General features: G+C 75.1%; 18 protein-coding genes. 9 read left to right on the forward strand and 9 right to left on the reverse strand.

Features of this window, described 5'->3' with window-relative positions:
* Nucleotides 1-75: 75 nt before the first annotated feature.
* Both ACIPXC_RS20820 and ACIPXC_RS20825 read right to left on the reverse strand, forming a co-directional pair.
* On the reverse strand, nt 76-702 hold the full coding sequence (locus tag ACIPXC_RS20820; RefSeq protein WP_401620167.1) for a DUF6629 family protein: 627 nt from the start codon (nt 700-702) through the stop codon (nt 76-78).
* A 4-nt stretch (nt 703-706) separates the two neighbouring features.
* Nucleotides 707-2,227 carry an MFS transporter gene (locus tag ACIPXC_RS20825; protein WP_401620170.1) on the reverse strand — a complete coding sequence of 507 codons (1,521 nt, stop codon included), beginning with the start codon at nt 2,225-2,227 and terminating at the stop codon, nt 707-709.
* A gap of 177 nt (nt 2,228-2,404) precedes the next feature.
* Between ACIPXC_RS20825 and ACIPXC_RS20830 the strand changes: the two genes are divergently transcribed.
* From ACIPXC_RS20830 to ACIPXC_RS20850, 5 genes are all read left to right on the forward strand, one after another.
* Nucleotides 2,405-6,013, forward strand: a complete 3,609-nt coding sequence (locus tag ACIPXC_RS20830) for a S8 family serine peptidase (RefSeq protein WP_401620173.1) — start codon at nt 2,405-2,407, stop codon at nt 6,011-6,013.
* A gap of 174 nt (nt 6,014-6,187) precedes the next feature.
* A complete protein-coding gene (locus ACIPXC_RS20835) occupies nt 6,188-7,051 on the forward strand; it encodes a hypothetical protein (RefSeq protein WP_401620175.1) in 864 nt (287 codons plus the stop codon).
* Nucleotides 7,052-7,139: 88 nt separating this feature from the next.
* Nucleotides 7,140-8,759 (forward strand): cytochrome P450, encoded by a 1,620-nt coding sequence (locus tag ACIPXC_RS20840; RefSeq protein ID WP_401620178.1) that lies wholly within the window; start codon nt 7,140-7,142, stop codon nt 8,757-8,759.
* Between the two features lie 118 nt (nt 8,760-8,877).
* Nucleotides 8,878-9,840, forward strand: a complete 963-nt coding sequence (locus ACIPXC_RS20845) for a hypothetical protein (RefSeq protein WP_401620181.1) — start codon at nt 8,878-8,880, stop codon at nt 9,838-9,840.
* Between the two features lie 369 nt (nt 9,841-10,209).
* Nucleotides 10,210-10,557, forward strand: coding sequence for a hypothetical protein (locus ACIPXC_RS20850; RefSeq protein ID WP_401620183.1), 348 nt, complete (start codon nt 10,210-10,212; stop codon nt 10,555-10,557).
* A 41-nt stretch (nt 10,558-10,598) separates the two neighbouring features.
* Here ACIPXC_RS20850 and ACIPXC_RS20855 read toward each other — a convergent pair whose 3' ends face one another.
* Complete coding sequence (locus ACIPXC_RS20855; RefSeq protein ID WP_401620186.1) at nt 10,599-10,976, reverse strand: VOC family protein; 378 nt, start codon at nt 10,974-10,976, stop codon at nt 10,599-10,601.
* 7 nt (nt 10,977-10,983) lie between these two features.
* Nucleotides 10,984-12,897, reverse strand: a complete 1,914-nt coding sequence (locus ACIPXC_RS20860) for an ABC transporter ATP-binding protein (RefSeq protein WP_401620189.1) — start codon at nt 12,895-12,897, stop codon at nt 10,984-10,986.
* 135 nt (nt 12,898-13,032) lie between these two features.
* On the opposite strand from ACIPXC_RS20860, the gene ACIPXC_RS20865 reads away from it, so the two are divergent.
* Nucleotides 13,033-15,096 carry an AMP-binding protein gene (locus ACIPXC_RS20865; protein ID WP_401620192.1) on the forward strand — a complete coding sequence of 688 codons (2,064 nt, stop codon included), beginning with the start codon at nt 13,033-13,035 and terminating at the stop codon, nt 15,094-15,096.
* Nucleotides 15,097-15,140: 44 nt separating this feature from the next.
* Here the strand turns inward: ACIPXC_RS20865 and ACIPXC_RS20870 are convergent, their stop codons facing one another.
* Complete coding sequence (locus ACIPXC_RS20870; RefSeq protein ID WP_401620195.1) at nt 15,141-16,952, reverse strand: GNAT family N-acetyltransferase; 1,812 nt, start codon at nt 16,950-16,952, stop codon at nt 15,141-15,143.
* Nucleotides 16,953-17,046: 94 nt separating this feature from the next.
* Here ACIPXC_RS20870 and ACIPXC_RS20875 point away from each other — a divergent pair, with 94 nt between their 5' ends.
* Together ACIPXC_RS20875 and ACIPXC_RS20880 are read left to right on the forward strand one after the other, a co-directional pair.
* Nucleotides 17,047-17,469, forward strand: coding sequence for a DUF350 domain-containing protein (locus ACIPXC_RS20875; RefSeq protein ID WP_401620198.1), 423 nt, complete (start codon nt 17,047-17,049; stop codon nt 17,467-17,469).
* Between the two features lie 445 nt (nt 17,470-17,914).
* Entirely contained in the window at nt 17,915-18,307 is a 393-nt protein-coding gene (locus ACIPXC_RS20880) for a hypothetical protein (protein ID WP_183064714.1), read from the forward strand.
* On the opposite strand, the gene ACIPXC_RS20885 is transcribed toward ACIPXC_RS20880, so the two are convergent.
* Complete coding sequence (locus tag ACIPXC_RS20885; RefSeq protein ID WP_401620201.1) at nt 18,261-19,529, reverse strand: trypsin-like peptidase domain-containing protein; 1,269 nt, start codon at nt 19,527-19,529, stop codon at nt 18,261-18,263. The genes ACIPXC_RS20880 and ACIPXC_RS20885 overlap by 47 nt on opposite strands.
* Nucleotides 19,530-19,541: 12 nt before the next feature.
* Nucleotides 19,542-21,092 carry an FAD-binding oxidoreductase gene (locus ACIPXC_RS20890; RefSeq protein ID WP_401620204.1) on the reverse strand — a complete coding sequence of 517 codons (1,551 nt, stop codon included), beginning with the start codon at nt 21,090-21,092 and terminating at the stop codon, nt 19,542-19,544.
* A 195-nt stretch (nt 21,093-21,287) separates the two neighbouring features.
* Here ACIPXC_RS20890 and ACIPXC_RS20895 point away from each other — a divergent pair, with 195 nt between their 5' ends.
* Entirely contained in the window at nt 21,288-22,487 is a 1,200-nt protein-coding gene (locus tag ACIPXC_RS20895) for a cytochrome P450 (protein ID WP_401620207.1), read from the forward strand.
* 129 nt (nt 22,488-22,616) lie between these two features.
* Here ACIPXC_RS20895 and ACIPXC_RS20900 read toward each other — a convergent pair whose 3' ends face one another.
* Together ACIPXC_RS20900 and ACIPXC_RS20905 are read right to left on the reverse strand one after the other, a co-directional pair.
* Nucleotides 22,617-23,015 (reverse strand): VOC family protein, encoded by a 399-nt coding sequence (locus ACIPXC_RS20900; RefSeq protein ID WP_401620210.1) that lies wholly within the window; start codon nt 23,013-23,015, stop codon nt 22,617-22,619.
* 114 nt (nt 23,016-23,129) lie between these two features.
* Nucleotides 23,130-23,783, reverse strand: coding sequence for a class I SAM-dependent methyltransferase (locus ACIPXC_RS20905; RefSeq protein ID WP_401620213.1), 654 nt, complete (start codon nt 23,781-23,783; stop codon nt 23,130-23,132).
* Nucleotides 23,784-23,797 lie beyond the last annotated feature (14 nt).

Consider the following 23,797-nt stretch of genomic DNA (forward strand, 5'->3'; position numbering starts at 1 on the left):
TCGATAGAATGGGAACGAGTTCTACTGCTGCCCGCGTGTGAAGTCACTACATACGTCTAGGTAACTTTCGGTCGATCAGCCGCCCCCGGCGGCCGGTTCCCGGCCCCGGACCCAGCCCAGGACGAGCAGCGAGGCGACCGCGGCGAAGGCGCACCAGGTGGAGGCGAATTCCAGCCGCCACAGCGCTGAGCAGGCCAGTGCCCCCGCCGCGAGCACCATGCCGAGGGTCCGCAGCCGCCGGTCCCCGGCGAGCAGCAGCGCGCCCAGGGTGGCGAACAGGTAGCCCGTCAGGACCAGTGGCGTCCACGGAACATTCACGCCGTAGCCGATCGTGCGGCCCCGGATCTCGGCGGCCACCGGCCCGCTCGCGAGGCCGTGCGCGAGCACCCCGGCGGTCGCGAGACCCACCGCCACCGGCCCCCACAGGCGGCGCCGCGCCGCGGGCGCCGCCGTGGCCAGCACCCCGACCGGTACCCACACCGCCAGCAGAGGCAGGGCGATCACCGCCCAGGCGGTGGCGGCGGGGGAGCACCCGCCGCCCGTGCCCCAGACCGCGGCCTCCACCAGCTGGTGCCCGCCCAGCAGCAGGGGAAGCGCCGCGACGGGCAGGTCGCGGGCCCGCCGTACCCGTGCCAGGCAGACGAGTCCGACGGCGGCGACGGCCGTGCCCGCCACCAGATCGGCCGTCGCGCTCCAGCACACGGGATCAGTCCGGCGCCGTACGGTCACCCCGCTCGCGGGGTTCGAGCGGCGGGGAGGACAGCGCGCAGTGCGTGTGGCACTTCGGGTGGCGCACCCCGGGCGCGGGGGAGCGTACGGTCGCCCAGGCCACGGCCGCGCCGGCCGCGAGGGCGCCCGCGCACCACGGCATCGCCCGCCCGAAGGCGGCGTCGAACTGCGTGACCGAGAGGTACGACTCCGGCCCCATCCCGGCCAGCAGCGGCAGCGCCGCCACCGCGAGCAGCCCGGCCGCGCGCGCCGCGGCGTTGTTGATGCCACTGGCCAGACCCGCCCGCCCCGGGTCCACCGAGGACAGCACGGTCGCCGTCAGCGGAGCCACCAGAGTCACCATCCCGAGACCCATCACCACCATCGCCGGCAGCACGTCCCCCGCGTAGGAGGCCCCCGGGCCGATCCGCAGCGTCAGCAGGGTCCCCGCCGCGCACAGCAGCGGCCCCACAGTGAGCGGGACGCGCGGCCCGGTCCGCTCGCCGATCTCCCCCGAGCGGGCCGACAACAGCAGCATGAGCAGGGTGGTCGGCAGCAGGGCGGCCCCGGCGGCCAGCGCCGAGTACCCGGCGACCACCTGGAGCTGGAGCACGACGAGGAAGAAGAAGCCGCCGAAGGCCGCGTACACGCACAGGGTGACGAGGTTGACGGCCGTGAACTGCCGGGAGGCGAAGATGTCCGGCGGCACCATCGGATCGGCCCGGTGCCGCTCCACCCACACGAAGGCGGCGCCGAGCAGTACACCGCCCACCGCCGCGGCGATCACCGGGGCGGTACCCGACGAGGCCTCGATCAGTGCGTAGGTGACCAGGCCCAGGGCGCCCGCGCCGAGCACCGCCCCGGCCACGTCGAAGCGTCCGTGCGCCTGCGGGTCCCGCGACTCCGGCACGTGCCGCAGCGCCACCGGTACGCACAGCGCGGCCACCGGCACGTTCAGCAGGAACACCCACCGCCAGCCCGGCCCGTCCACCAGCCAGCCGCCGAGGAACGGTCCCACCGCCGCGCCGACGCCGCCCAGCCCCGACCACAAACCCACGGCGCGGCCCCGGTCCCCGGCCCGGATCGAGCCCTGGATCAGGGCGAGCGAGCCGGGCGTCAGCAGTGCCCCGCCGACGCCCTGCAGGGCCCGGGCGGCCACCAGCACCCCGGCGTTCGGCGCGATCCCGCACAGCAGAGAGCCCACCGCGAACCACACCGTGCCCAGTACGAAGATCCGGCGGCGGCCGAAGCGGTCGCCCAGGGCCCCGCCTACGAGGATCAGGCCGGCCAGGGTGAGCAGGTAGGCGTTCACCGTCCACTGCAGCGCCGCCAGATCGGCGTCGAGGTCCTCCCCGATGCGGGGGAGGGCCACGTTCACCACCGTGGAGTCCAGCATGGCCATGGTCGACCCGAGCACGGTGGCCAGCAGGATCCACCGGCCGCGCGCCGAGGCGAGGGCTACGGCGGGCTCGGGCGGCGCGTCGGGCGGCACGTCGGGCGACTCGGCGGGCACGGTCATGCCTTCAGGCTGGCTTGCCGCGCGCCCAAGGGCCAGTGGGGCGCGCCCCGGTCCGCGGCGGCTGGACGGCTCATAAGGCCCTCTTGTAGTGGACATGACGTCTCGTTCACCATGACCCGCGCACGTCACGCGCACCCTTCCCGCACATCCAGCACACGGCGTACGAGGAGACAACACGTGGCCCAACGCGACAAGCGGTCCCAACGAGCCCTACGGCCCACCAGGCCGGGCCGGCCCGCACGGTCCTTACGCACGGCGCTCGCCGCCCTCACCTCGGTCCTGCTGCTCCCGCTCGGCGCGGGCGTCGCCGCGGCCGCCCCGGATCCCGGCCCCAGCACTCCGAGCGCGGCCGAGCGCAAGATCGAACCCAAGCTCCGCGCCCAGCTCGACAGCTCCGCCAAGGCCGTCTTCTGGGTCTACCTCGACAGCGCCGCCGACCTCACCGCCGCGGGGAAGCAGCAGACCCGCGCCGCCAAGGCCGAGACCGTGCTGAGGACCAAGAAGGACCACGCCGCACGCAGCCAGGCCGATGTCATCAAGGCCCTGGAAGGCGCCGGGGCCGAGTACACCTCGTACTGGATCGTCAACACCGTCCGCGTCGTCGGCAGCGAGAAGCTCGCCGGGACCCTCGCGCAGCGCCCCGAGGTGGCCCGGATCGACGCCGACGACAAGGTCGACCTGCCGAAGCCCGCCGAGGGCAAGCGCGAGAAGGCCGCCGCCGACGCGGTCGAGTGGAACATCGACCGGATCAAGGCCCCGCAGGTGTGGGACCGGATCGGGGTCCGCGGCGAGGGCATCGTCGTCGCCAACATCGACAGCGGCGTCGACTTCACGCACCCGGCCGTGGCCGACCAGTACCGCGGCAGGAACGCGGACGGCAGCCACACCCACGCCTACAACTGGTTCGACCCGGCGGGCGTGTGCGCCGGCGCCGCACCGTGCGACAACAACGACCACGGCACCCACACCATGGGCACGATGGTGGGCGACGACGGCGGCGCCAACAAGATCGGCGTCGCCCCCGGTGCCCGGTGGATCGCGGCCAAGGGGTGCGAGTCCAACTCCTGCTCCGAGGCCTCGCTGCTCGCCTCCGGCCAGTGGATCGTCGCCCCGACGGACCTCAACGGCCAGAACCCGCGACCTGACCTCGCCCCGCACATCGTCAACAACTCCTGGGGCGGCACCGGCGGCGACACCTGGTACCAGCAGATCGTCGACACCTGGCGCGCCGCCGGCATCTTCCCGGCCTTCTCCAACGGCAACGCCGGACCCGGCTGCAACACCAGCGGTTCACCCGGTGACTACGCGAGCTCCTACAGCTCCGGCGCCTTCGACATCAACAACGCCATCGCGTCCTTCTCCTCGCGCGGAGCCGGTCCCGGGGGCATCGTCAAGCCGAACATCTCCGCCCCCGGCGTGAACGTCCGCTCCTCCGTCCCGGGCGGCGCGTACGAGGCATTCTCCGGCACCTCCATGGCCTCGCCGCACACCGCGGCCGCCGTGGCCCTGCTGTGGTCCGCCGCACCGGCCCTCGAGGGCGACATCGCGCAGACCGAGTCCCTCCTCGACGGCACCGCCCTGGACACCGACAGCGGCCAGTGCGGCGGCAACGCCGCCGACAACAACGTCTTCGGCGAGGGCCGGCTCGACGTCCTCGCAGCCGTCAGCGCCGCCCCGCGCGGCGCGCTCGGCGCCCTGAGCGGCACCGTACGCTCCGGTGGCGAGCCCCTCGCGGGCGTGAAGGTCACCGCCGACGGCCCGATCGACCGTACCGCCACCACGGCCGCCGACGGCAGCTACGCCTTCCCGGCGCTCTCCGTGGGCGAGTACACCCTGACCGCGGCCAAGTTCGGCTACGGGCAGCAGACCGCGACCGTCACCGTGACCGAGAACGCCACCGCCACCGGGGACTTCACCCTCACTCAGGCCGCCTCCGGCAAGGTCACCGGCACCGTGGTCTCGGCCGCCGGCCCGGCCGCGGGGGCCGCCGTCACCATCGCGGACACCCCCGTGACCGCGACCGCCGACGCCCAGGGCCGCTTCGAGGTCACCCTGCCGCACGGCACCTACCGGGTGAACGCCACCCACGCCTCCCGCTGCCTCAGCCCCGGCACCGCCGAGGTCACCGTCGGCGGTGACACCACCGTCGCGGTGAACCTGCCCGAGCGCACCGACGGCTACGGCTACGCCTGCGCCACCGCCGGCGACCGGCCGTACGCGGCGGGCAGCCGGCAGCTCGCGCTGACCGGCGACAACACCACCGAACGGGTCGACCTGCCCTTCCCGCTGCCGCTGTACGGCAAGACGTACGCCCAGGCCTGGATCGGCACGAACGGCACCGTCAGCTTCGGCGGCAACCACACCGGCGACATCAACGGCGACCTGCCGAGCACGGCCACGCCCAACGCGGCCCTCTACCCCTTCTGGGACGACCTGGTCGTCGGCGCGGCGGGCAGCGGCTCGGGCGTCTTCACCGCCGTCACCGGCACCGCCCCGCACCGCAGTTACGTGATCGAGTGGCGCCAGGTGTCCCACTGGTCGGCGCAGGCCGACACGTTCTCCTTCTCCGCGGCGATCGGCGAGGACGGCACCGTCACCTACTTCTACAAGGGCACAGGCGGCACCGGCATCAAGGGCGGCTCCACGGCCACCGTCGGCGTGGAGAACGCCACCGGAACCGACGCCTTCACGTACTCCTTCAACACCCCGGTCATCACCGACGGCCTGTCCATCGCCTTCCGCACCACCAGGAGCGGCGTCGTGGCGGGCCGCGTGCTCGACGCCAACGACGGAGGCGGTGTCGCGGGCGCCACGGTGACCGTCGGCACCGGCGACAGCGCGGTGTCGGCGACCACCGCCGCCGACGGCGGCTACGTCGTCCAGAGCCCCTCCGGCTCGCGGAGCGTCTCCCTCGCGGCGTCGCAGTACGAGTCCGCCACGGCGACGGTGGACGTCAAGGCCGCCGACGTCACGACGCTGACGCAGTCCCTGCGTACCGGCCGGGTGACGGCGTCCCGGACGGCGCTGGAGGTCGTGCTCCCGGCCGACCAGCAGCGCACGCGGACTCTGGACCTCACCAACCCGGGCCTCGGCACGGCGTTCACGCTGTCCGAGGACGCGGCCTGGCTGACCGCCACACCGGCGGGCGGTGACCTGCCGACCGGCGGGAAGGTCCCGCTCACCCTCACGGTCGACACGAGCGGGCTGGCTCCCGGCACGGTCCTCACCGCCGACCTGAAGATCGCCTCGGCGAGCGGCCGCACCCCGGTCCTCACCGTCCCGGTCAAGGTCGTCGTCCCCCGCTACCAGGTCGCCCTCGACGCGGGGTCCGGCTACGGCACCACCGACGCCCTCGGCGACGCCTGGTCCCCGGACCGCAAGTACACGGCGGGCTCGTACGGATACCAGGGCAACGCCACGGTGAAAGCCACCGGCCGCACCATCGCCGGCACGGACGAGCAGCGGCTCTTCCGCAGCGCCCGTGAGGGCATGTACGAGTACCGCTTCGACAACGTGCCGAACGGCACCTACACGGTGGAGCTCGGCTTCGCGGAGCTCTCCTCCACCAAGCCGAACAAGCGCGTCTTCGACGTCCTGGCCGAGGGCACACAGGTCCTGCCCTCCCTCGACATCGCGCTGGAGGCGGGCACCTACCAGGCCCTGACCCGCACGTACACGGTCACGGTCACGGACGGGGTGCTCAACGTCCGCTTCGTGACGCACTCCGGATTCGGCAAGCCCCTGCTGAACACCCTCCGGGTGACCGACCGGCCCGACCAGGGCTGACCGGCCGACACCGCGAGGGGGCGGGGCGCCCACCGGCCCCGCCCCCTCCTCCCGGACCGGGCCCGGTTCCCTCCGGTCCGGGCCCGGCGTCCTCCGGCCCATTCGGGTGGCGGGCGCGACGGATCCGCGCGACCTGCCACGGGCCCGTGGCGCCGGTGGTTAGCGTGAACGACCATGACGCTCCTGAGCGACCAGGCAGACGCCGTCCGGGCCCTCGTGGAGTCGGCCGATCCCGGGGCGGTGTGGGCCGTCGGCGGACCGCACGGCCCGCACGCCGGTTCGGACCGGGGGGACGGCGTCCTCGACGTCGGCGGCCTCACCGCCGTCCTCGCGCTGTGGCCGGCGGTCGGGACCCTCGTCGAGGAGGGCGCGCTGAGCCTGCACACCCCGCTGGCCGCGTACGGGGACCGGGCCGCGGCGGGCACCCCCGCCGGAACCACCGCCCACCAGCTCCTGACCCGGCCTGGTGGCACGGCCGCCCTCACCCGCCTCGTCGAACACCTCTCCGGCGGCACGCTCGCCGAACTCGCGGCCGTACGCGTCTGGAGCCCGCTGGGCATGACCCGCACCCGCCTCGCCGACGGCACCCTCCACGCGCCCCTCACCGACCTCGTCCTCTTCCTGCGGAGCCTCCTGCACCCGGGTGGACCGAGCAGCGACGACCCCACCGGCCCGGCCGGCCCCACCGGCCCCGCCGATCCCACCGACTCGGCCGGCCCGGGTGTGCCCGCCGATCGCGGCGACACGTCCCGCCCCGCACCCCTCACCCGCGCCTGGACGGCCGAGTCCCTCCGCATCCGCACGGGCGAACTCACCCCCGCCCGCGGTCTCCTCTGGTACCCCGCGCCCCACGGCGTCTGGACGCACCACGCCCCGGCCGATCCGGGCCCCGCCGTCTGGATCTCCCCGCGCCACCACCGCTGGGCCGTCCTCCTCCCCGCCGCCCGCAGCCCGCTGCGGACCACCTTCCGCGAGGCCGTCTTCACCCCGGACGCATCCGCGCGGAGTAGCCGGCCGGACGGCATCCCCCGGGCGTAGCGCTCGGAGCGCGCACTCCGCGGGCGGGACGTACGGTGATGCCGATGTCACCGGCCGTTGTCGTCGTTCCCGTCGCGGAGGTACACGGATGCGTACGGTCCAAGGGGCCGCCCTCGACGGGCTCAAGGCCCGGGTACGGGCCCTCGCGGAACGGACCGGGCTGCCGGTGCGGTCCACGCGGGGCGAACCGCGGACGCCCGGTGGACCGGCCGTCCCGCCACGTCCCGCGGAGCGACCGGTCCGCACGCACCGGGGCGGAGCGCGGCTCGCGGACCCCGGACCGGCCGAGCCGCCGCCGGGCACGCACACCCCCGCCCGGCGGGCATCCGTGAGCACCCCGCTCCGACGACAGCCCCCCGCGCCCGCCCGTACCGCCGCACTCATGGCGCCCGCCGTGTCCCCCACGGCCGCGACCACCGTGTTCGCCGCCCTCGGCGCCCTGCTCTCCGGCACCGGACGGCCGCGCACCATCCGTCGGCGGTTCGACGGGGTGAGCGCCTCCGCCGCCGCCCTGCGCGCCCTGCGCGCACGCCACGGGGACGCGCCAGCCCTCGTACGCACCCGTTCCGGGAAGAGGCTCCTGGTCCTTCTCGACCCGCGCGACCTGCGCCGCTTCTACGCCGAACCCGTCACCGTCCTGGCGGCGGACCCGCCGCGCAAGTGCCGCGGCCTGAGCACGCACGAGCCCGGCCCCGACGGGGACGGCACCGGCTGCGCCCGCGGTGAACAGCGCGCCGAGCGGCGGCGGATGAGCGCCGACGCGCTGGCCCCGGGACAGCCCGTGCACCCCGCGGCCGGGCCGATCCTCACCGTCGTGTCGGACGAGGCCCGGTACCTCACCGCCGCCGGGACCCTCGAACTCGCCCGCGCGCGGCACGCCGCGAGCCGGGCCGCCCGCCGTATCGTCCTCGGCGGCCCGGCCGCCGAGGACGACGAACTCGCCGGATGGCTCACCCAACTGCGCGCCGAGGACAAGCGCCTGCGCGGCGGCCCGAGGCGCGCCGCGCGCTCGGCCCACGACAAGACGCGCGCCCGCATCCGGGAGTACGTCCGCCGCGCGGGCGAGGACACCCTCGCCGGCCGTGCCGCCCGCCTGGCCGACCCCGCCGGTACCGACGGCGCCGTCGACCTCGTCGACGAGGCCCGCCTCTGGCTCCTGGCCATGGACGCGGTGCCCGACATCCTGCTGCGCACCCTGCTCCTGCTCGGCGCGCACCCCTGCGAACAGGACGCCGCCGCGGCCGAAGCGGCCGCCGAGGTCGCCGCCGGTCCGGCCCGGGGAGAACTGCCCAGGCTGCGGGCCTGTGTCCGGGAGTCGCTGCGCCTGTACCCGGTGGTGCCCGACCTGGTCCGCGTCACCCGCGCCGAGACCGAATGGCGGGGCGTGCGCCACCCGGCCGGCACCTCGGTGCTCCTGCCCGCCGCGTTCCACCAGCGCGACCCCGAACGGGTACCGGCCGCCCACGTCTTCGTACCGGGCCGCTGGAAGAACCCGGGTGCCGACCAGGACATCCGGATGGCGCCCTTCAGCCACGGCGGTGGCCGCTGCCCCGGAGACCAGCTCGGGCTGATGATCACCGCCGCCTTCTGCGCCGAGGTACTGCGCGGTCACCGGATCACCGGCACCCGGCCGGTGCTGGACCCCGTGGGCCCCCTGCCCGTGACGTGCGACCCGCACAGCGTCCGGCTCACCCTCACCCGCCGCTGACGACATCACGCCGCCGGGGCCGCGCCGACGGCTCCGTCCCCCGCCCGGCCCACCCGACCCACTCGACCCGCCTTGCCCCGTACGCCGTCAGATCCCTGCCGAAACCCACGAGGAGCCCATGTCCGACGCCGCGACCTCCGCGTCCACCGCCCCGGACGCCGACCAGCTCGACGCCCCGTGCCGCGCACTCGCCGAGGCCGCCGACGCGGTCGGCGAGGCCGCCCGCTACGCCTCCGGCCTGGCCTTCGGCGCCCGCCTGCCCGCGGCGGCGCTCACCCGGGGCGGCCGCAGCAGACGCGGCTGGCGCACCCTGCTGCGCACCCTCACCGACCCGGCGGGCCTCGGCTGGGCGGCGCGCGGGCGCGGCGCGGCCCGGGCCGGCCGGTTCGCCGGGGTACTGGCCGGCCGGGAGAGCCTCGCCATCAGCATCGCCGTCTGCGGGCTGAAGGCCCGGATCCGGGCCGCGAGCGCCGGCCGCCCCGAACTCCTGGCGGACCCCGGCTCCGCGGCGGTGCTGAGGGCCGCCGAGGACGGCCGCCAGGCCGAGGCCGTCCGGCTGTTCCGCGCCATCGCGCGCGAGCGGGGCGACGAGCACGCGTTCTCCCTGCTCACGCCGTCATTCGCCGACATCCTCGCCTGGAACGCCCTGACCGACGCGAACCCCTTCAACGACCACGCCGGCTGGCAGGTCGCCACCGGCCGGGCCGAGACGGCACCACCGCTGATCGGCCTCGGCGCCGCCCTGCGGGCCTTCTGCGACCGCGGCCCCGGCCTGCCCGTACGGCCCCCGGCCGGACCGGCACCCGACCGGGGTCCCGTCCGGCGCCGTGCCGTGGCCAGGCCGCCCCAGCGACCCCGCCCGCTCCGGCCCGCGCCACGGCCCGCGGGCGGGAACCTGCGCGACCACGCCGCCGCGCTGCGCGCGCACGCGGTCCGGCTGCGCGGGGCAGCGGCCTGGTCGCCGGGGTGGCAGGGCCGGGAGACCGCGGCCCTGCGCGCCGAGGTCGAGAACCTCGCGGCGCGCTGTGCGACGGCGGCGGGCGGCCTCGCCCTCGCCGCCGCCCAACTCCAGGACCCGTGACGGCTGCCGGACCGCGGCCGGCGGGACCGCGGCACGGAACCGCTACGGCCGCTTGCGCGGGCACGGGCTCGGATGTCGAGTAAGGCCGGGTCCGTCCGGCGAGGCGGTCCGGGTCCACCACGACGTCGACCCCGGCGATCAGGCCGTCCTCGGGGGCGAACTCCAGTACCGGCAGCAGCCGTCCGGGCGGAGCCACCGTGCGTCCGCCCGCGTCGTCCGTCCGGCGCCGACTGCGTGGACCGCGTCCCCTCCGCGTAGTGGATCTTCAGAATGGATCACGAGCAAGCCGCTTCGGCATAATGACCGCGAACGGCAGAAGCAGTGGAGACGCCGGGGCACACGGTGGTCCGGCAGGAGAGGGAGCCCCCGATGGACGTGCAGCACTTCGAGCGGATCACCGCTTTCATCGAGGCGCGGCTCACCCCGCTGTTCGACGAGGCGACGGGCAGCGAGCACGGCTTCGCGATGGACGACACCTCCCGTGCGCTGCGCGCACTGCGCAACTCCGTCCTGGAGGCCTCGGCCGTCAAGGGCCTCATCAAGAAGCGGGAATCCGCCGAACCGGCCACGCGCCGCGTCATCGACCAGTCCGTGGAGCACAACTGGGACGTGCTGCGCGGCATCGCCCGCCAGTGGGAGGACCACGCCGACTTCCGCCACGAGTTCAAGCACCACGCCTGGGAGCTCGACCACCACCACGCCGCGGCGGAGGTCTGAGCCCCACGGCCTGACCGCAGCCGCGCCGCCGGTCGGGGCCCCTACTCCGCCGACTTGCGCGGCGTCGTCTGCTGGACCGCCCAGCCGTTGCCGTCCGGGTCCGAGAAGTGGACGAAGGAGCCCCACGGCAGGTCCTGGATCTCCGTCACCTCGACTCCCCGGCCGCGCAGGTCCTCGTACGCCTCCTCGATGTCGGTCACGACGACCTGCATGTTGTCGAGGGATCCCGGGGTCATCCGGGTGAGGCCCCGGCCGATCGCGATCGAGCAGGCCGAGCCCGGCGGGGTCAGCTGCACGAAGCGGATGTCCTCGCTGACGGTGACGTCGTGGTCGGCGTTGAAGCCGATCTTCTCGTAGAAGGCCTTGGCCCGGTCGACATCGGTGACGGGGACGGCGACGAGTTCCAGTTTGATGTCCATCACAGCATCATGCGCCCCGCACCGGTGCCGCACCGTCGGATTCCGCGTCGGCGGGCGTGTCCGCCGGGGCGAACTGCGTGCGGTACAGCTCCTCGTAGCGGCCGCCCGCCGCCAGCAGGGCCGTGTGCGTGCCCCGTTCCACGATCCGGCCGTCCTCGACCACCAGGATCAGGTCGGCCGCCTGCACCGTCGACAGCCGGTGCGCGATCACCACCGCCGTCCGGCCCGCCAGCGCCTCGCCCAGGGCCTCCTGCACCGCCGCCTCCGAGGTCGAGTCCAGGTGAGCGGTGGCCTCGTCGAGGACCACGACCCGCTGCCGGGCCAGCAGCAGCCGGGCGATCGTCAGCCGCTGCCGCTCACCGCCCGACAGCCGGTAACCTCGCTCCCCGACCACCGTGTCCAGACCGTCCGGCAGCGAGGCGACCAGGCCGTCCAGCCGCGACCGGCGCAGGGCCTCCCAGATCTCCTCCTCGGCGGCGTCCGGCCGCGCCAGCAGCAGGTTGGCCCGTACCGACTCGTGGAAGAGGTGTCCGTCCTGCGTGACCATGCCGAGCGTCTCGCGGATCGAGTCGGCCGTCAGGTCGCGCACGTCGATCCCGCCGAGCCGGACCGCGCCCGCGTCGGCGTCGTACAGTCGCGGCAGCAGCTGCGCGATGGTCGACTTGCCGGCGCCGGACGAGCCCACCAGGGCGATCATCTGCCCCGGTTCGGCGCGGAAGGACACCTCGTGCAGGACCTGCGTACCGCCCCGGGCGTCGAGGGCCGCGACCTCCTCCAGGGAGGCGAGCGAGACCTTGTCGGCGGCCGGGTAGCCGAAGGACACCCGGTCGAACTCCACGGTCACCGGCCCCTCCGGCACCCGGCGCGCGTCCGGCTTCTGCGCGATGAGGGGCTTCAGGTCGAGGATCTCGAAGACCCGTTCGAAGCTCACCAGTGCACTCATCACCTCGACGCGGGCACCGGCGAGCGCCGTCAGCGGGGCGTACAGCCGGGTCAGGAGCAGGGCGAGGGCGACGACGGAACCGGCGTCCAGGGTCCCGCGCAGCGCGTAGTACCCGCCGAGGCCGTAGACCAGCGCGAGGGCCAGCGCCGAGACCAGGGTGAGGGCCGTGATGAAGGCCGACTGGGCCATCGCCGTACGGATCCCGATGTCCCGGACCCGCGCCGCCCGGACCGCGAACTCCGCGGACTCCTCGGCGGGCCGCCCGAACAGCTTGACCAGCGTCGCGCCGGGCGCCGAGAACCGCTCCGTCATCTGCGTGCCCATCGCGGCGTTCAGCGCCGAGGCCTCCCGCTGCATCGCCGCCATCCGCGCACCCATCCGGCGGGCCGGCAGGACGAACACGGGCAGCAGCACCAGCGCCAGCAGGGTGATCTGCCAGGAGATGCTCAGCATCACGGTGAGGGTCAGCAACAGCGTCACGGTGTTCGCGACCACGCCCGACAGGGTGTTGGCGAAGGCCCGCTGCGCGCCGATGACGTCGTTGTTGAGTCGGCTGACGAGGGCGCCGGTCCGGGTCCGGGTGAAGAAGGCGACCGGCATCCGCTGCACGTGGTCGAAGACCGCCGTCCGCAGATCCAGGATCAGCCCCTCGCCGAGGGTGGCGGAGAGCCGGCGGGCCAGCAGCCCGAGCCCGGCCTCCGCGAGTGCGATCAGCGCGATCAGCAGGGCGAGCCGGGTCACCACCGCGCCGTCCCGGCCGTCCACGATGGCGGTGACGACCCGGCTGGCGAGCACCGGCGTGGCCACCGCCAGCAGGGCGGTCACCACGCTCAGCAGCAGGAAGGAGACAAGCCCGCGGCGGTGCGGGCGGGCGAAGGCGGCCACGCGGCGCAGACCGGCCCGGGAGAGCGGGCGGCGGTCCTGCTGGGCGTTGATCGCGCTGTGCAGCGATGTCCAAGCGGTGACTTCCATGTCCATGACCCGAACGCTAGGACCTCGACCAAGCTTGAGGTCAAGGGTTCGGCTCCGGACCCCTCTACCGGAGCAACTGCGCGGGACGGGAAGTGACTTCGGGACTCCTCCAGTGTCGGTACGCGGTGGCACCATCGGTCCATGACGCAGGGATCCGAGTCCGTTCGGCTCGCCGAGGACACCACCGATACCGTCCTGCTCCACTTCGAACGCCGGGCGCGGGACACACCCGAGGCGCCCGCCCTCATCGCCGCCCCGAAGTACCGACTCCCGTACGGGGTGCTCGACGCCCGCGCCAACCGGCTGGCGCACCACCTGCTGGCCCGCGGCCTGCCGCCCGGCGGTCTCGTCGCCATCGGCACCACCCGGCACGACGAACGCCTCGTCGGGATCCTCGCCGTCCTCAAAGCCGGCGGGGTCTACGCCGTCGTCGACGCCGAGACGCCCCGCACCGGACGGCAACAGCTCACCGCACTCCAGCCCTTGGACCCCTTCGCCCTGCTCACCCACTCGCCCCACCGGGCCGCCCTCGACACCGCGACGGGCCTGCGCACGATCCGCACCGACGACGACGCCACCGAGATCGCCGCCCGGCCCGGCTACGCACCGGACGTCACGGAAGCCGCGGACGGCCGCGCCGCGCCGGCCGCCGGTGGCGCGGCCGTCCTGTTCACGGCGAGCGCAGAACCGCGCCCCGTGCCCGTGGGCCACGCCGTGCTGCTCGCCGCCCACACGGGATGGTGCGAGCTGGCCCGGCCGACCCCGCAGGACCGGCACCTCATCACCGCCCGCCCGGACGTCACCGCCTTCGCCGCCGGCTGGACCCGGGTCCTGTGCACCGGCGGCGCCCTCGTCCTGCCCCCGGACGACTCCTGGCGCACCGGGCACCCGCACCGGATCCGCACCGCCGTCGAGGCCCAGAAGGTCACCGTCCTGCACACCGACCCCGCCGGTGTCGCCACGCTGGTGGTCGACGGCCCCCGGCCCGCCGCCGCGGCCGACCGCAGGACCGGCCCCCGGCCACTGCGCTCGCTGCGGCTCGCCACCGTCACCGGCGACCGCCTCCACCTCGACGAACTGGACGCCCTGCACACCCGGTTGCGCCCCGGCGTACGGATCCTCGACGTCTACGGTCTCACCGAGACCGCCGGAGCGGGCACCTGCTTCGAACTCCCGCAGCTGCCCGCCCCCGTCGCCGAACCGGAACGGCTCTCCCTGCTGGGCACCCCCTTCGCCGGATGCCAGGTCCACGTGCGGGACGGGGAGATACACCTCACCCCGCCCGGCGGCGGTGACGCGATTCCCACCGGCGACCTCGGCGTGCTCCGGCCCGACGGTCTGCTGGAGTACGCGGGCCGGCTCCGGGACCGCATTGCCCTCCCGGGCGGCTCCTTCGACCCCCACTCCGTCGAGTCGGCCATCCGCACCCACCCGGGCATCGGCGCCGCCCTCGTCGCCGCGGTCGACAAGGACGGGGAACAGCGGCTTGTCGCCTACGTGTCGCCGCCGCCCGGCGACCCGGCCTGGGACGCCTCCGCGCCACTGCCCGCGATCCGCGGCCTGCGCGACCACCTGGCCGGCACCGTCCTGAAGGAGGAGTCGCCCACCATCCTCGTCCGGCTCCGGGCCCTGCCGCGGGGGCGGGGCGGACAGGAGGACCGCTCGGCCCTGCCGCTGCCCACGCAACCTGTCTCCGAACGGCCCGCCGTATACGGGAGCAAGTTCGCCCGGGCCGCAGCAGGCATCGGCGACCCGGACGGCGGGCGCGTCGCCGCCGCCGGCTGCCTGACCGTCGTCCTCTCCTTCCTCGCCTTCGCCCTCACCGACGTCGTGTGGCCCGGCTCCACCGATCTCTCCGCCGTTCCCGGCCCGTGGGCGGCCCTGTTCTTCCTGCTCTACCTCGCCGAAAGCCTGTCCTTCGGGGCGGGCCTCGCGTTCCTCTTCACCGGATACCGGCTGATGGCACGCCGGGAACGCGGCCGGCCCGCGGGCCGCATCAGGGCCGTCCACCTCGCCGTGAGCTACCTGCTGCTCGCCTGGTGGCCGCAGGACAACGCCTACCGGCTGGCGGCCAAGCAGGACTGGCCCCTCCAGGCCCTTCTCGTCTACACCTTCAACATCCCGCTGATGATCGCGGGCCTCGTCGTGGCCGTCCACCTGGCCCGCAGGCCGGACTCACCCTTCGACTACGAGGACAGGACCTGACCTGACCCGACCCCGCCGCCGGAGGCGACGATGGGGCGGTCCGGTCAACGGGCGGCGGCCTCCGGGGCGTCGAACATGGCGCCGACGGCCGCCGCGCCGGACCGGACCAGGGCCTCGGCCGCGTCCAGTGTCTCCGGGCGGTGCGCGGCCACCAGGACACCCATCCAGGGCGCCGGTTCGAAGGCGCCCGTCGGGATCGCGGGCACGAACACCGCCCCGATCTCCGCGCACGCCCGGGCCAGGTCCGCGCACAGCTCGTCCACCTGCGCCTCGGGCAGCCGCGCGCCGAGCTCCACCCGGTCGGCGATCCGTACGAGGTGACCCGCGCCCCGCAGCGCGTCGAGCCGGGCCGCCACCATGAAGGCGATCGCCGGCCCGGTCAGCCGCAGGTTCGTCTCGGTCGGCGCGAGCCGCCCCTCGGCGTCCACCACGAAGTCCACGTCGAACCAGCCCCGGTAGCCGGACGCCGCCAGCTCCCGGCCCACCGCCGCACCGAAGGCGAGCAGCGGCTTCTCCGCCCACGCCGGCACCGCTCCGGGGCCCACCGTGGCCCCCCGGTAGGCGCCCTCCACCACGTCCATCAGCGCCGCGCCGACCTCGTGCACCGCACCGCCCCGGTCCACGAAACCGTCGTACGTCAGGTCCCGGACGCCACCCGGATCCGTCGGCCCGTCGACGAACTCCTCCACCAGCAGCGGCCCCCGCGGCAGCCGCCGCAGGACGGCGCGGGCACCGCCCGCCGCCCGGACCTGCCCGGCCGTGACCACGGTGGTGCCCGAACCCCCGACCCCGTGCTCCGATTTCAGAACCGTTGCCTTCCCCGCCCCCGCCCGTGCGGCCAGCAGCCGAGCGGCCGCCCACCGGGTGGCGGCCCGCACCTGCGAGGGGAGCACGATCCCGGGATGCCCGCCGTCCGCGAGGATCCGCTCGAACAGGCCGTGCGCCGCGGCCTTCGACTCGTAGCGCAGCTCTGCGGACCGCCACGGCCGGCCCGTCAGCAGACCGAACGGCCGGGTGAGCCCCCACGGTACGAGCGGCTCCCCGGCCCCCGTCAGCCGCGCGGCGAGCGCCGGCCGGGCCCGTACCGCGTCGGCGAGCCCGGACCCCCGTTCCACCAGGCCGTCGTACACCTCCACCCCGGTCCAGCCCAGCTGCCGGCCGACCAGGTCGGTCCAGCCGGCCGGTACCGCCCGGGGCAGGACCAGGGCGGACGGGAGGGGGCTGTAGAAGGCGGCCAGGCAGGCGTAGTGGTGCGCCGCCGACTGCTCGCGGTCGAGGGAGGAATCGCCGAACTGCGCGTTGAACTCGGCGACGTTCCCCACGTGCACGGCCCGCCCGCCGCCCGTCCAGGCCCGTGCCCAGTCGGCGAGCGGGGCCGGGGCCGCCTCGAACCGCACCAGGGACCCCGACCGCCCGGCCACCGGTGCGGCCGGCCCGGACCCCCTGCCCTGCCCGGCTGCCGGCACCGCGACCGCGCCCATCGCCCGGTAGAAGCCGGTCGCGTGCGGATCCGAGTCGATGACCAGCCTGTGCACCCCCTGCTCCACGGCCCGGCGCAGCACGTCCCGGTACAGCAGCCGTCCCACGCCCGTCCCGATGGCGGAGGGTTCCACGAAGAGCAGCCCCAGCGTCGCCAGCGGGGCGGCGCCCTCCAGTGAGGCGACCCCGAGGACCGCCCCCAGCGGGTCCTCGGCGACCACGATCCTGCGCGCCGTCACCTCGTCGGGCCGGATCCGCAGTTCCGGAGCGCACGCGGCCAGGAACGCGGCGTCGTAACCCCAGTGCGCCTTGGACCGCATCACCAGCCCGGTCAGGGCCTCCGCCTCGGCCGCCCGCGCGGCCCTGACCTTTACCATTCGCTGACCTCCCCGTGGTCTGCGGGAGGGCCGTGCGATACATTCGGCCTCCCTACGGCAGGTATTTTCCCACCCATCGGAGACAGGCTTCTCAATGAGCGACATCATCGACGGACTTGGCCGCACCAGCGCCTACGGCGCCCTGGGCCTGGTCCTGCTGATCCTCGGCATCGTCCTCGTGGACGTGCTGACGCCCGGGAAGCTCCCGAAGCTGATCTGGGAGGAGCGCAACCGCAACGCGGCCCTCTTCCTCAGCTCCGCGCTCCTGGGCATCGGCGGCATCGTCTTCACGTCGATCTGGACCACCTACGACGACTTCGGCAAGGGCCTGGCGTCGACGGCGGCCTTCGGCCTCCTCGGCCTGGTCGTGATGGCGCTGGCCTTCCTGGTGCTCGACCTGGTGACCCCGGGCAAGCTCGGCGCCATAGTGGTCGACCCGCAGCCCCACCCGGCGGTCTGGGTCTCCTGCGCCTGCAACCTCGCCGTCGCCGCGATCGTCGCCGCCTCGATCGCCTGACGCGCCGGGGCGTGTCCGCGAAGCCCCGCCTGTCCCGCGGCGTTCGGCACCGCACCTCGCCGTGTTGTCGGGGCGCCCGGGTACGTCCGGCGTCCGTGCTCGGGCGCTCCTCCGCCTCGCGATGTTTCTCCTCGGCCCTGCGGGTCCGGGGAGGCCCCCTGGCCCCGGACGCCGCGGGGAGAGCCTTCCGGGCGGCCGGCGCCACTTCGCGGACCCGCCCCAGCACCCGTACATGCCGAGAGCGCCGCTCCCCTGACGGAGCGGCGCTCTCGGCATGTACGGCCCCCGCGGGGGCACCCCCGGCTACGCCAGGCCCAGCGCGAACGCCCCGAAGCCCACCGCCAGCAGTCCCGCCACCGCACGCCGCACCGCGCCCGCCCGGCGGGCGCGGAGACCCGCACCAACGCTCACGTACCCCCGGGCAGGACCGGCTCGTTGAACGGGTATGGAACTGCCGACCATCGCGGCACCGGGCGTCGGGGAACGGGCCGACGCCGCGGCCGATGCCGCCTGCCACCTCTACGACACCGTCGCACCCTGGGGGCCCGGAGCCCCCGGAGGGTGGAGCCGGACCGCCGCCGAGGACGCCGCGGAGGCGATCGAGACCACCGCGTACGCCCTCGCGACCGCGGCACCGGGCGCCGAGGTCGTCCTGGCGCCCGTCCACGCGGCCCTGGCCGACCTGCGCCGCCGCCTCGGCCTCGCCCCCGCCGAGCCACTGACCGGCGACGGGCTCCCGGCGACCCCGCGTACGGTGGGCAACCCGCGCCGGACCCGGTGGGTACGGGCCCTCACGGCGCCTTCGCCCCGGCAACCGCCTTCTCGTACAACTTCCTGATGTCCGCGCCGAAGTACGAGCTGTAGGAGACGTCGGGCCGGTCGCCGCCCGTCTTCCAGCCGCCGATCACGCCCACCACGTCGCCGGTCCCGGTGCGGCCGTCCAGACGGAGCAGGAACGGGCCGCCGCTGGTGCCGCCCGGGTAGCCGGTGCAGGCGATGCGCAGGAACGAGCCGGGGATCCGGGAGTCGGCGCTGGTGTACTTCGTCGTCCGGTTCACGCACAGGCGGGGCCGTGCGGCGGCGGACGGGTGCCCGATCAGCGCGACCCGCGCATGTGCGTAACCGGCGCCGGTGACCAGCCGGTTGCCGCCCACCACGTCCTGGACGCGGAACCCCTTCGGGCCGGGCCCGACCTGGGCGAAGGCCACGTCGAGGGCTGCCGCGCGGTTCACGCCCTGGGTGCGGTAGCGCTGGTCGATCCAGATCCTGGAGCGTCCGGCCGCGGTGCGCAGGACCGGGAACATGCCGAACGGCCGTGGCTTGGCCCGCGTGTACTGCGGGACGAAGGCCACCTGCTGGGTGTCGGACCCGGTCAGGCAGTGGGCGGCGCTGATGATGAGGTTGCGGCCGGGGGAGGCGACCACGCTCGCGGTGCAGAAGTAGGAGCCGCCGCCCTTGACGAGGAACATCCGGCCGACGACCGGGAGGCCGCCGAAGTCCTGCCCGACGCCCGGGCCGGCGGCGGGAATCCGGGGGAGGGCCGGGCGTACGGGGGCGGGCGCGGGAAGGGTGACGGGCGTCGGCGTGGGCTTCGGCCTCGGCATCGGTGCGGTGGGAGACGCGGACGGAGAGGGCGTCGTGACCGGGCCCGGGTCCACAGGGCGGACCGGCTCGTCCGACTCACCCGGCTCACCCGGCTCACCCGGGGGGAGCGGTGGGAACGGCGGGGCGGGCGCGACGGGCACCATCGGCCCGGGCACCCCCGGAGCCGAGGCATCCGAGGCATCCGAGGCATCCGAGGGAGCCGCCGGAGCCACGGGATCCACGGGCGGTTCCGGGGCGACCGCGTCCTGCGCAGCCCCGGCCCGCGGCTCCGCAGGGCCGGGCGGCAGCGGGCGGGCCGATGCCATCCGCTCGGGCGTCCAGAAGGACTCCGCCTCGTGCGTGCCCCAGCGGCCCGCGGCCACCGCGACCGCGCCCCCCGCCTCGGCCGCGGGCAGCGGCCCCGCGGACACCAGCAGGGCGGCCGCCGCCGCGGCCACCGTCAACGTACGTCGCATGCCGGACACTCCCTAAACGGCCTGGGGGAAACGGAAGAGCCGGTCCGGATCGTGGGTACGCCGGACCTCCTCCAGCCGGGCGAGGTTCGGGCCGTAGTAGGCCTCGCGCCAGCCGCTGAGCTTGGGGTCGATGTAGTTCTGGTACGCCCGGCCGCTCGCCCAGGGACGCAGGTCCCGCCACAGCCCGTCGAGCCAGGCCTCGTGCCGGGCCACGTCGGCCGCCGGGGCGGATTCGGGCCAGTGGACGAGGTACTGGCCGAGGAAGGCGCTGTCGCGGTGCGCGAAGGCGGTGGCGCCGACCGGGACCCGGTTGACGGCGCCGCCGCAGACCCCGTCGAACTGCACCACGCCGAGCCCGCCCCGGGGTGCCTCGGCCGCGTACCGCCGGACGGCGTCCAGGACGGCCCCGACCGCCGCGTCCGGCAGTCCCGCACCGGCCCAGAAATCGGAGCGGGCGGCGTAGGAGTTCCTGCCGAGCCGTCCCCGCGGGTCCCGGCCGGGCAGTGTGCCCGGCAGCCGGCACTCCGCGGCGCTCAGGTCCAGGCACCCGGACATGGCCCGCAGGGTGTCGCCGTGGCTGCGCACGACGATCCAGCTGTCCCGGGGCGCGGCGCCGACCAGGTCGGACAGCCGTGTCAACTGCCTTTCCAGTTCCGGGCGTCCGTCGAGGCACACCACCCGGAGCGAAGGCACCGTGGCGGCCGCGTCCCCGGACCCGGACCCCGGGCCGGGGCCGGGCCCGGCGTCCACGGTGAACTCCACCTGGCTCCAGAACGGGTCCGGCAGCCCGGTGAGCCAGCGCTGCCAGCCGCGCAGGACGTCCGCGGAACCGGCGGCCGGCCAGTGGAGTTCCGCGAAGGCGCAGTCGCCGACCGTGTGCGTCCGGAAGCGGAACTCCGTCACCACACCGAAGTTGCCGCCGCCACCGCCGCGCAGGGCCCAGAAGAGATCCGGGTCCCCGTTCCGGTCGGCGGACACCTCACGCACGGTCCCGTCGGCGGTGACCACCCGCGCCCCGGTCAGCCGGTCCGCGGTGGTGCCGTACGCCCGCGAGGCCAGACCGAGGCCGCCGCCCAGCGTGAGGCCCGCGATGCCGACGGAGGGGCACAGCCCGGTGGGGACGGACAGGCCCCGCCCGGCCAGGGCCGCGTGCACGTCACCGAGCCGGGCGCCCGCGCCGATCCGTACGCCGTCCCCCTCGACCGTCACCGCGGCCATCGCTCCGGTGTCGACGACCAGGGCGCCGGCCCGCGTGGACCAGCCCGCGTAGCTGTGCCCGCCGCCGCGCGGCACCACGGCCACGGCTTCGCGCCGGGCGAACTCCAGGCAGACGGCGACGTCCCCCGCGTGCGCGGGATAGGCGACCGCGGCCGGTACGACGGCGTCGTAGCGGGGCTGGAACAGCCGCCGGGCCTCCGGGTGCTCGCGGTCTCCGGGAAGCACCAGCCGCCCGTCGATCCGGCGCGCCAGCGCGCCGAAGTCCGGGACCCGGGCCGTCGCGCCGACGGTGGCGAGGACGGCCGCGGCCGCACCGCCGAGGACCCGGCGCCGATCGAGGCTCATACCTCCTTCCTGCCACCGTCCGTCCGGATCCCCGCGCAGGCGGGTCCCACGCGCACCGCGGTGACCCCCGAACGGCGCATCGCCGAAACGGTTCGACTCGTCATATGGAACGACCGCCGCGCGGCGGCGGATCCGGTCCCGCGACCACCCCCGAACCATCTCCCGCCCGGTGAACCGCCGCCGTACGCTGCCCCCATGACTCTTGTGGATCTCACCGCGCACGCCGAGGAGTTCAACGCCGACCCGTATCCCTTCTACGAGGCCCTGCGCGCCGCCGGCCCCGTCCACCGGCTGGTGCTGGGCGGCGAACGCGCATGGCTCGTCGTCGGCCACCAGGAGGCCAGAGAGGCGCTGAGCCACCCGGGCCTGTCGAAGAACTGGCTGGGATCGGAGCTGTTCGAAGTCGCGCAGGTCCACGCCGTCGCCACGAACATGCTGGACACGGACCCGCCGCACCACACCCGGCTGCGGCGCCTGGTGGCCCGTGAGTTCACCACCCGCCGCGTCGAGTCCCTGCGCCCCCGCATACAGCAGATCACCGACGGGCTGCTGGACACGATGGAGGCCCTGCCCGAACGCCGGGCCGACCTGATCCGGTCCTTCGCCGTACCGCTGCCCATGACCCTGATCTGCGAGCTGCTGGGGGTGCCCGACCTGGACCGGGCCCGGTTCCGCTACTGGTCGGGCGAGATCGTCGCCCCGCTCGACGGAGTCGCCGCGGACCCCCGGGCCCTGGACGAGATGACCGGGTACCTCCGCGAACTCGTCGACGCCAAGGCCGGGGAACCGGGCGACGACCTGCTCAGCGCCCTCATCCGGACCCGCGACGAGGACGGCGACCGGCTCTCCCCGGACGAACTGATCGGCATGGCCTTCCTGCTGCTGGTCGCGGGCCACGAGACCACCGTCAACCTGATCGGCAACGGCGTACGGGCCCTGCTCGGGCACCCCGACCAGCTCGCCGCGCTGCGCGCCGACCCCGACGGGCTGATCGGCGGCGCGGTGGAGGAGATGCTGCGCTACGACGGTCCCGTGCAGCACGCCACGTACCGCTTCGCCGACACCGATCTGGAACTGGGCGGTGTCCCCATCGAGGCCGGATCCTCCGTCATGGTCGCCCTCGCCGCGGCCGACCGTGATCCGGCGCGCTTCACCGGGCCGGGCCCCGGGCCCGAGGCGTTCGACATCCGCCGCACCGGCCCGGGCCATCTGGCCTTCGGCCACGGCATCCACTACTGCCTCGGCGCGCCCCTCGCCCGGGTGGAGGGCCGCATCGCCATCCGCTCCCTGCTGGAACGTTTCCCCACCCTGGCCGAGGACCCGGCCGCGGGCCCGCCCGACTGGCTCCCCGGCACCCTGATGCGCGGCGTGACGAGGCTCCCGCTGCGCTGGTGACCCCGAGCGGCGCAATCAGCCGGCGGGTCCTCGGCCGGCAGGCGCACCGCGAGGGGGGAGGGCGGACGAACGGGTGCTCTCCTACGGCGGGCGCCGCCCGTCCGCCGGTGCACAGCCGGAGGTCCGACGTCAGGGCTCCGGTGGGGCCACGGGGTCGAGGCGGCGGTGGAGGAGGCAGAACTCATGGCCCTCCGGGTCGGACAGGACGTGCCAGTTCTCCGTCCCGTCCTGGCCGATGTCTACGGGCCGGGCGCCGAGGGCGAGCAGCCGTTCCAGCTCGGCGGCCTGGTCGCGGTCGGTGGCGTTGACGTCGATGTGCAGACGCAGCTTGCCGGTCCGCGGGGCGCAGCCGGGGCTGAGGACGAGCGTGGGCTGCGGGCCGCCGAAGCCCACGCCCGGCGGCCCGATCTCGATGCTGCCGTCGTCCTCGCGGCCGAGTTCGACGTAGCCGAGGACCTTGCTCCAGAACTCGGCGAGCCGTTCGGGCTCGGCGCAGTCCAGGACCAGCTCACTGATGCGGCATGCCATACCGGGCAGTCTACGGAGCCGACCCGCCCACCCTGCCGGGTCCTGCGCCGCCCACCCGGCCGGGTCCTGCGCCGCCCGACCGGTGACGGCCCGGTTCGGTCCCGTACGCCCGTGTCAGCCCTTGCGGGCCAGCAGGAAGCCCTGCCGCGAGCCCTCGTGCGGGGTCGGTTCGCGGACCAGACGGGCCGCCTCGGCCAGTCCGGCCCCGGCCAGCAGGGCGGCGATCCGGTCGGGCGGTGTCCGGTACACGTCGAGGCTCACGGGGTGCCCGTAGGCGTGGTCCAGCCGGACCCGCTCGTCCCCGGCCTCGAAGGCGACCAGGGCGTGACCGCCCGGCGCCAGTACCCGGGCGAACTCCGTGAACGCGGCGGGCAGTTCCGGCGGAGGCGTGTGCACGGTCGAGTACCAGGCGAGGACCCCGCCCAGCACCCCGTCGGCCACGTCCAGCGCGGCCATCGACCCCACCTCGAACCGCAGCCCCGGATACGTCCGGCGGGCCACCGCCACCATGGCCGGGGACAGGTCCACCCCGAAGGCCCGTACCCCCAGCCCGTCCAGATGCGCCGTCACCCGGCCCGGCCCGCAGCCCAGGTCGGCGACCGCCCTGCCGGGCCCGCCCTGCTCCCCGCGCACGCACTCGGCGAAGGCGCCCAGCATGGCCCGGTCCAGCGGCTTCCCGGCCAGATCCGTGCCCAGCAGCCGCGCGCAGTCGACGGCGACGGCGTCGTAGGAAGCCCGGACGGAGTGCAGGTACGAGGAAGCTGTCATGCCCCTGAACAGTA

Source organism: Streptomyces sp. NPDC090021, assembly GCF_044748225.1.
Lineage (GTDB): Bacteria > Actinomycetota > Actinomycetes > Streptomycetales > Streptomycetaceae > Streptomyces.

What these genes read in the sequence shown, in the direction of transcription:
- ACIPXC_RS20840 (WP_401620178.1), top strand. Translation starts at nt 7,140, where the DNA reads ATGCGTACGGTCCAAGGGGCCGCCCTCGACGGGCTCAAGGCCCGGGTA.
- ACIPXC_RS20905 (WP_401620213.1), bottom strand. Translation starts at nt 23,783, where the DNA reads ATGACAGCTTCCTCGTACCTGCACTCCGTCCGGGCTTCCTACGACGCC.
- ACIPXC_RS20895 (WP_401620207.1), top strand. Translation starts at nt 21,288, where the DNA reads ATGACTCTTGTGGATCTCACCGCGCACGCCGAGGAGTTCAACGCCGAC.
- ACIPXC_RS20890 (WP_401620204.1), bottom strand. Translation starts at nt 21,092, where the DNA reads ATGAGCCTCGATCGGCGCCGGGTCCTCGGCGGTGCGGCCGCGGCCGTC.
- ACIPXC_RS20900 (WP_401620210.1), bottom strand. Translation starts at nt 23,015, where the DNA reads ATGGCATGCCGCATCAGTGAGCTGGTCCTGGACTGCGCCGAGCCCGAA.
- ACIPXC_RS20880 (WP_183064714.1), top strand. Translation starts at nt 17,915, where the DNA reads ATGGAACTGCCGACCATCGCGGCACCGGGCGTCGGGGAACGGGCCGAC.
- ACIPXC_RS20825 (WP_401620170.1), bottom strand. Translation starts at nt 2,227, where the DNA reads ATGACCGTGCCCGCCGAGTCGCCCGACGTGCCGCCCGACGCGCCGCCC.
- ACIPXC_RS20885 (WP_401620201.1), bottom strand. Translation starts at nt 19,529, where the DNA reads ATGCGACGTACGTTGACGGTGGCCGCGGCGGCGGCCGCCCTGCTGGTG.
- ACIPXC_RS20845 (WP_401620181.1), top strand. Translation starts at nt 8,878, where the DNA reads ATGTCCGACGCCGCGACCTCCGCGTCCACCGCCCCGGACGCCGACCAG.
- ACIPXC_RS20850 (WP_401620183.1), top strand. Translation starts at nt 10,210, where the DNA reads ATGGACGTGCAGCACTTCGAGCGGATCACCGCTTTCATCGAGGCGCGG.
- ACIPXC_RS20870 (WP_401620195.1), bottom strand. Translation starts at nt 16,952, where the DNA reads ATGGTAAAGGTCAGGGCCGCGCGGGCGGCCGAGGCGGAGGCCCTGACC.
- ACIPXC_RS20865 (WP_401620192.1), top strand. Translation starts at nt 13,033, where the DNA reads ATGACGCAGGGATCCGAGTCCGTTCGGCTCGCCGAGGACACCACCGAT.
- ACIPXC_RS20875 (WP_401620198.1), top strand. Translation starts at nt 17,047, where the DNA reads ATGAGCGACATCATCGACGGACTTGGCCGCACCAGCGCCTACGGCGCC.
- ACIPXC_RS20855 (WP_401620186.1), bottom strand. Translation starts at nt 10,976, where the DNA reads ATGGACATCAAACTGGAACTCGTCGCCGTCCCCGTCACCGATGTCGAC.
- ACIPXC_RS20860 (WP_401620189.1), bottom strand. Translation starts at nt 12,897, where the DNA reads ATGGACATGGAAGTCACCGCTTGGACATCGCTGCACAGCGCGATCAAC.
- ACIPXC_RS20835 (WP_401620175.1), top strand. Translation starts at nt 6,188, where the DNA reads ATGACGCTCCTGAGCGACCAGGCAGACGCCGTCCGGGCCCTCGTGGAG.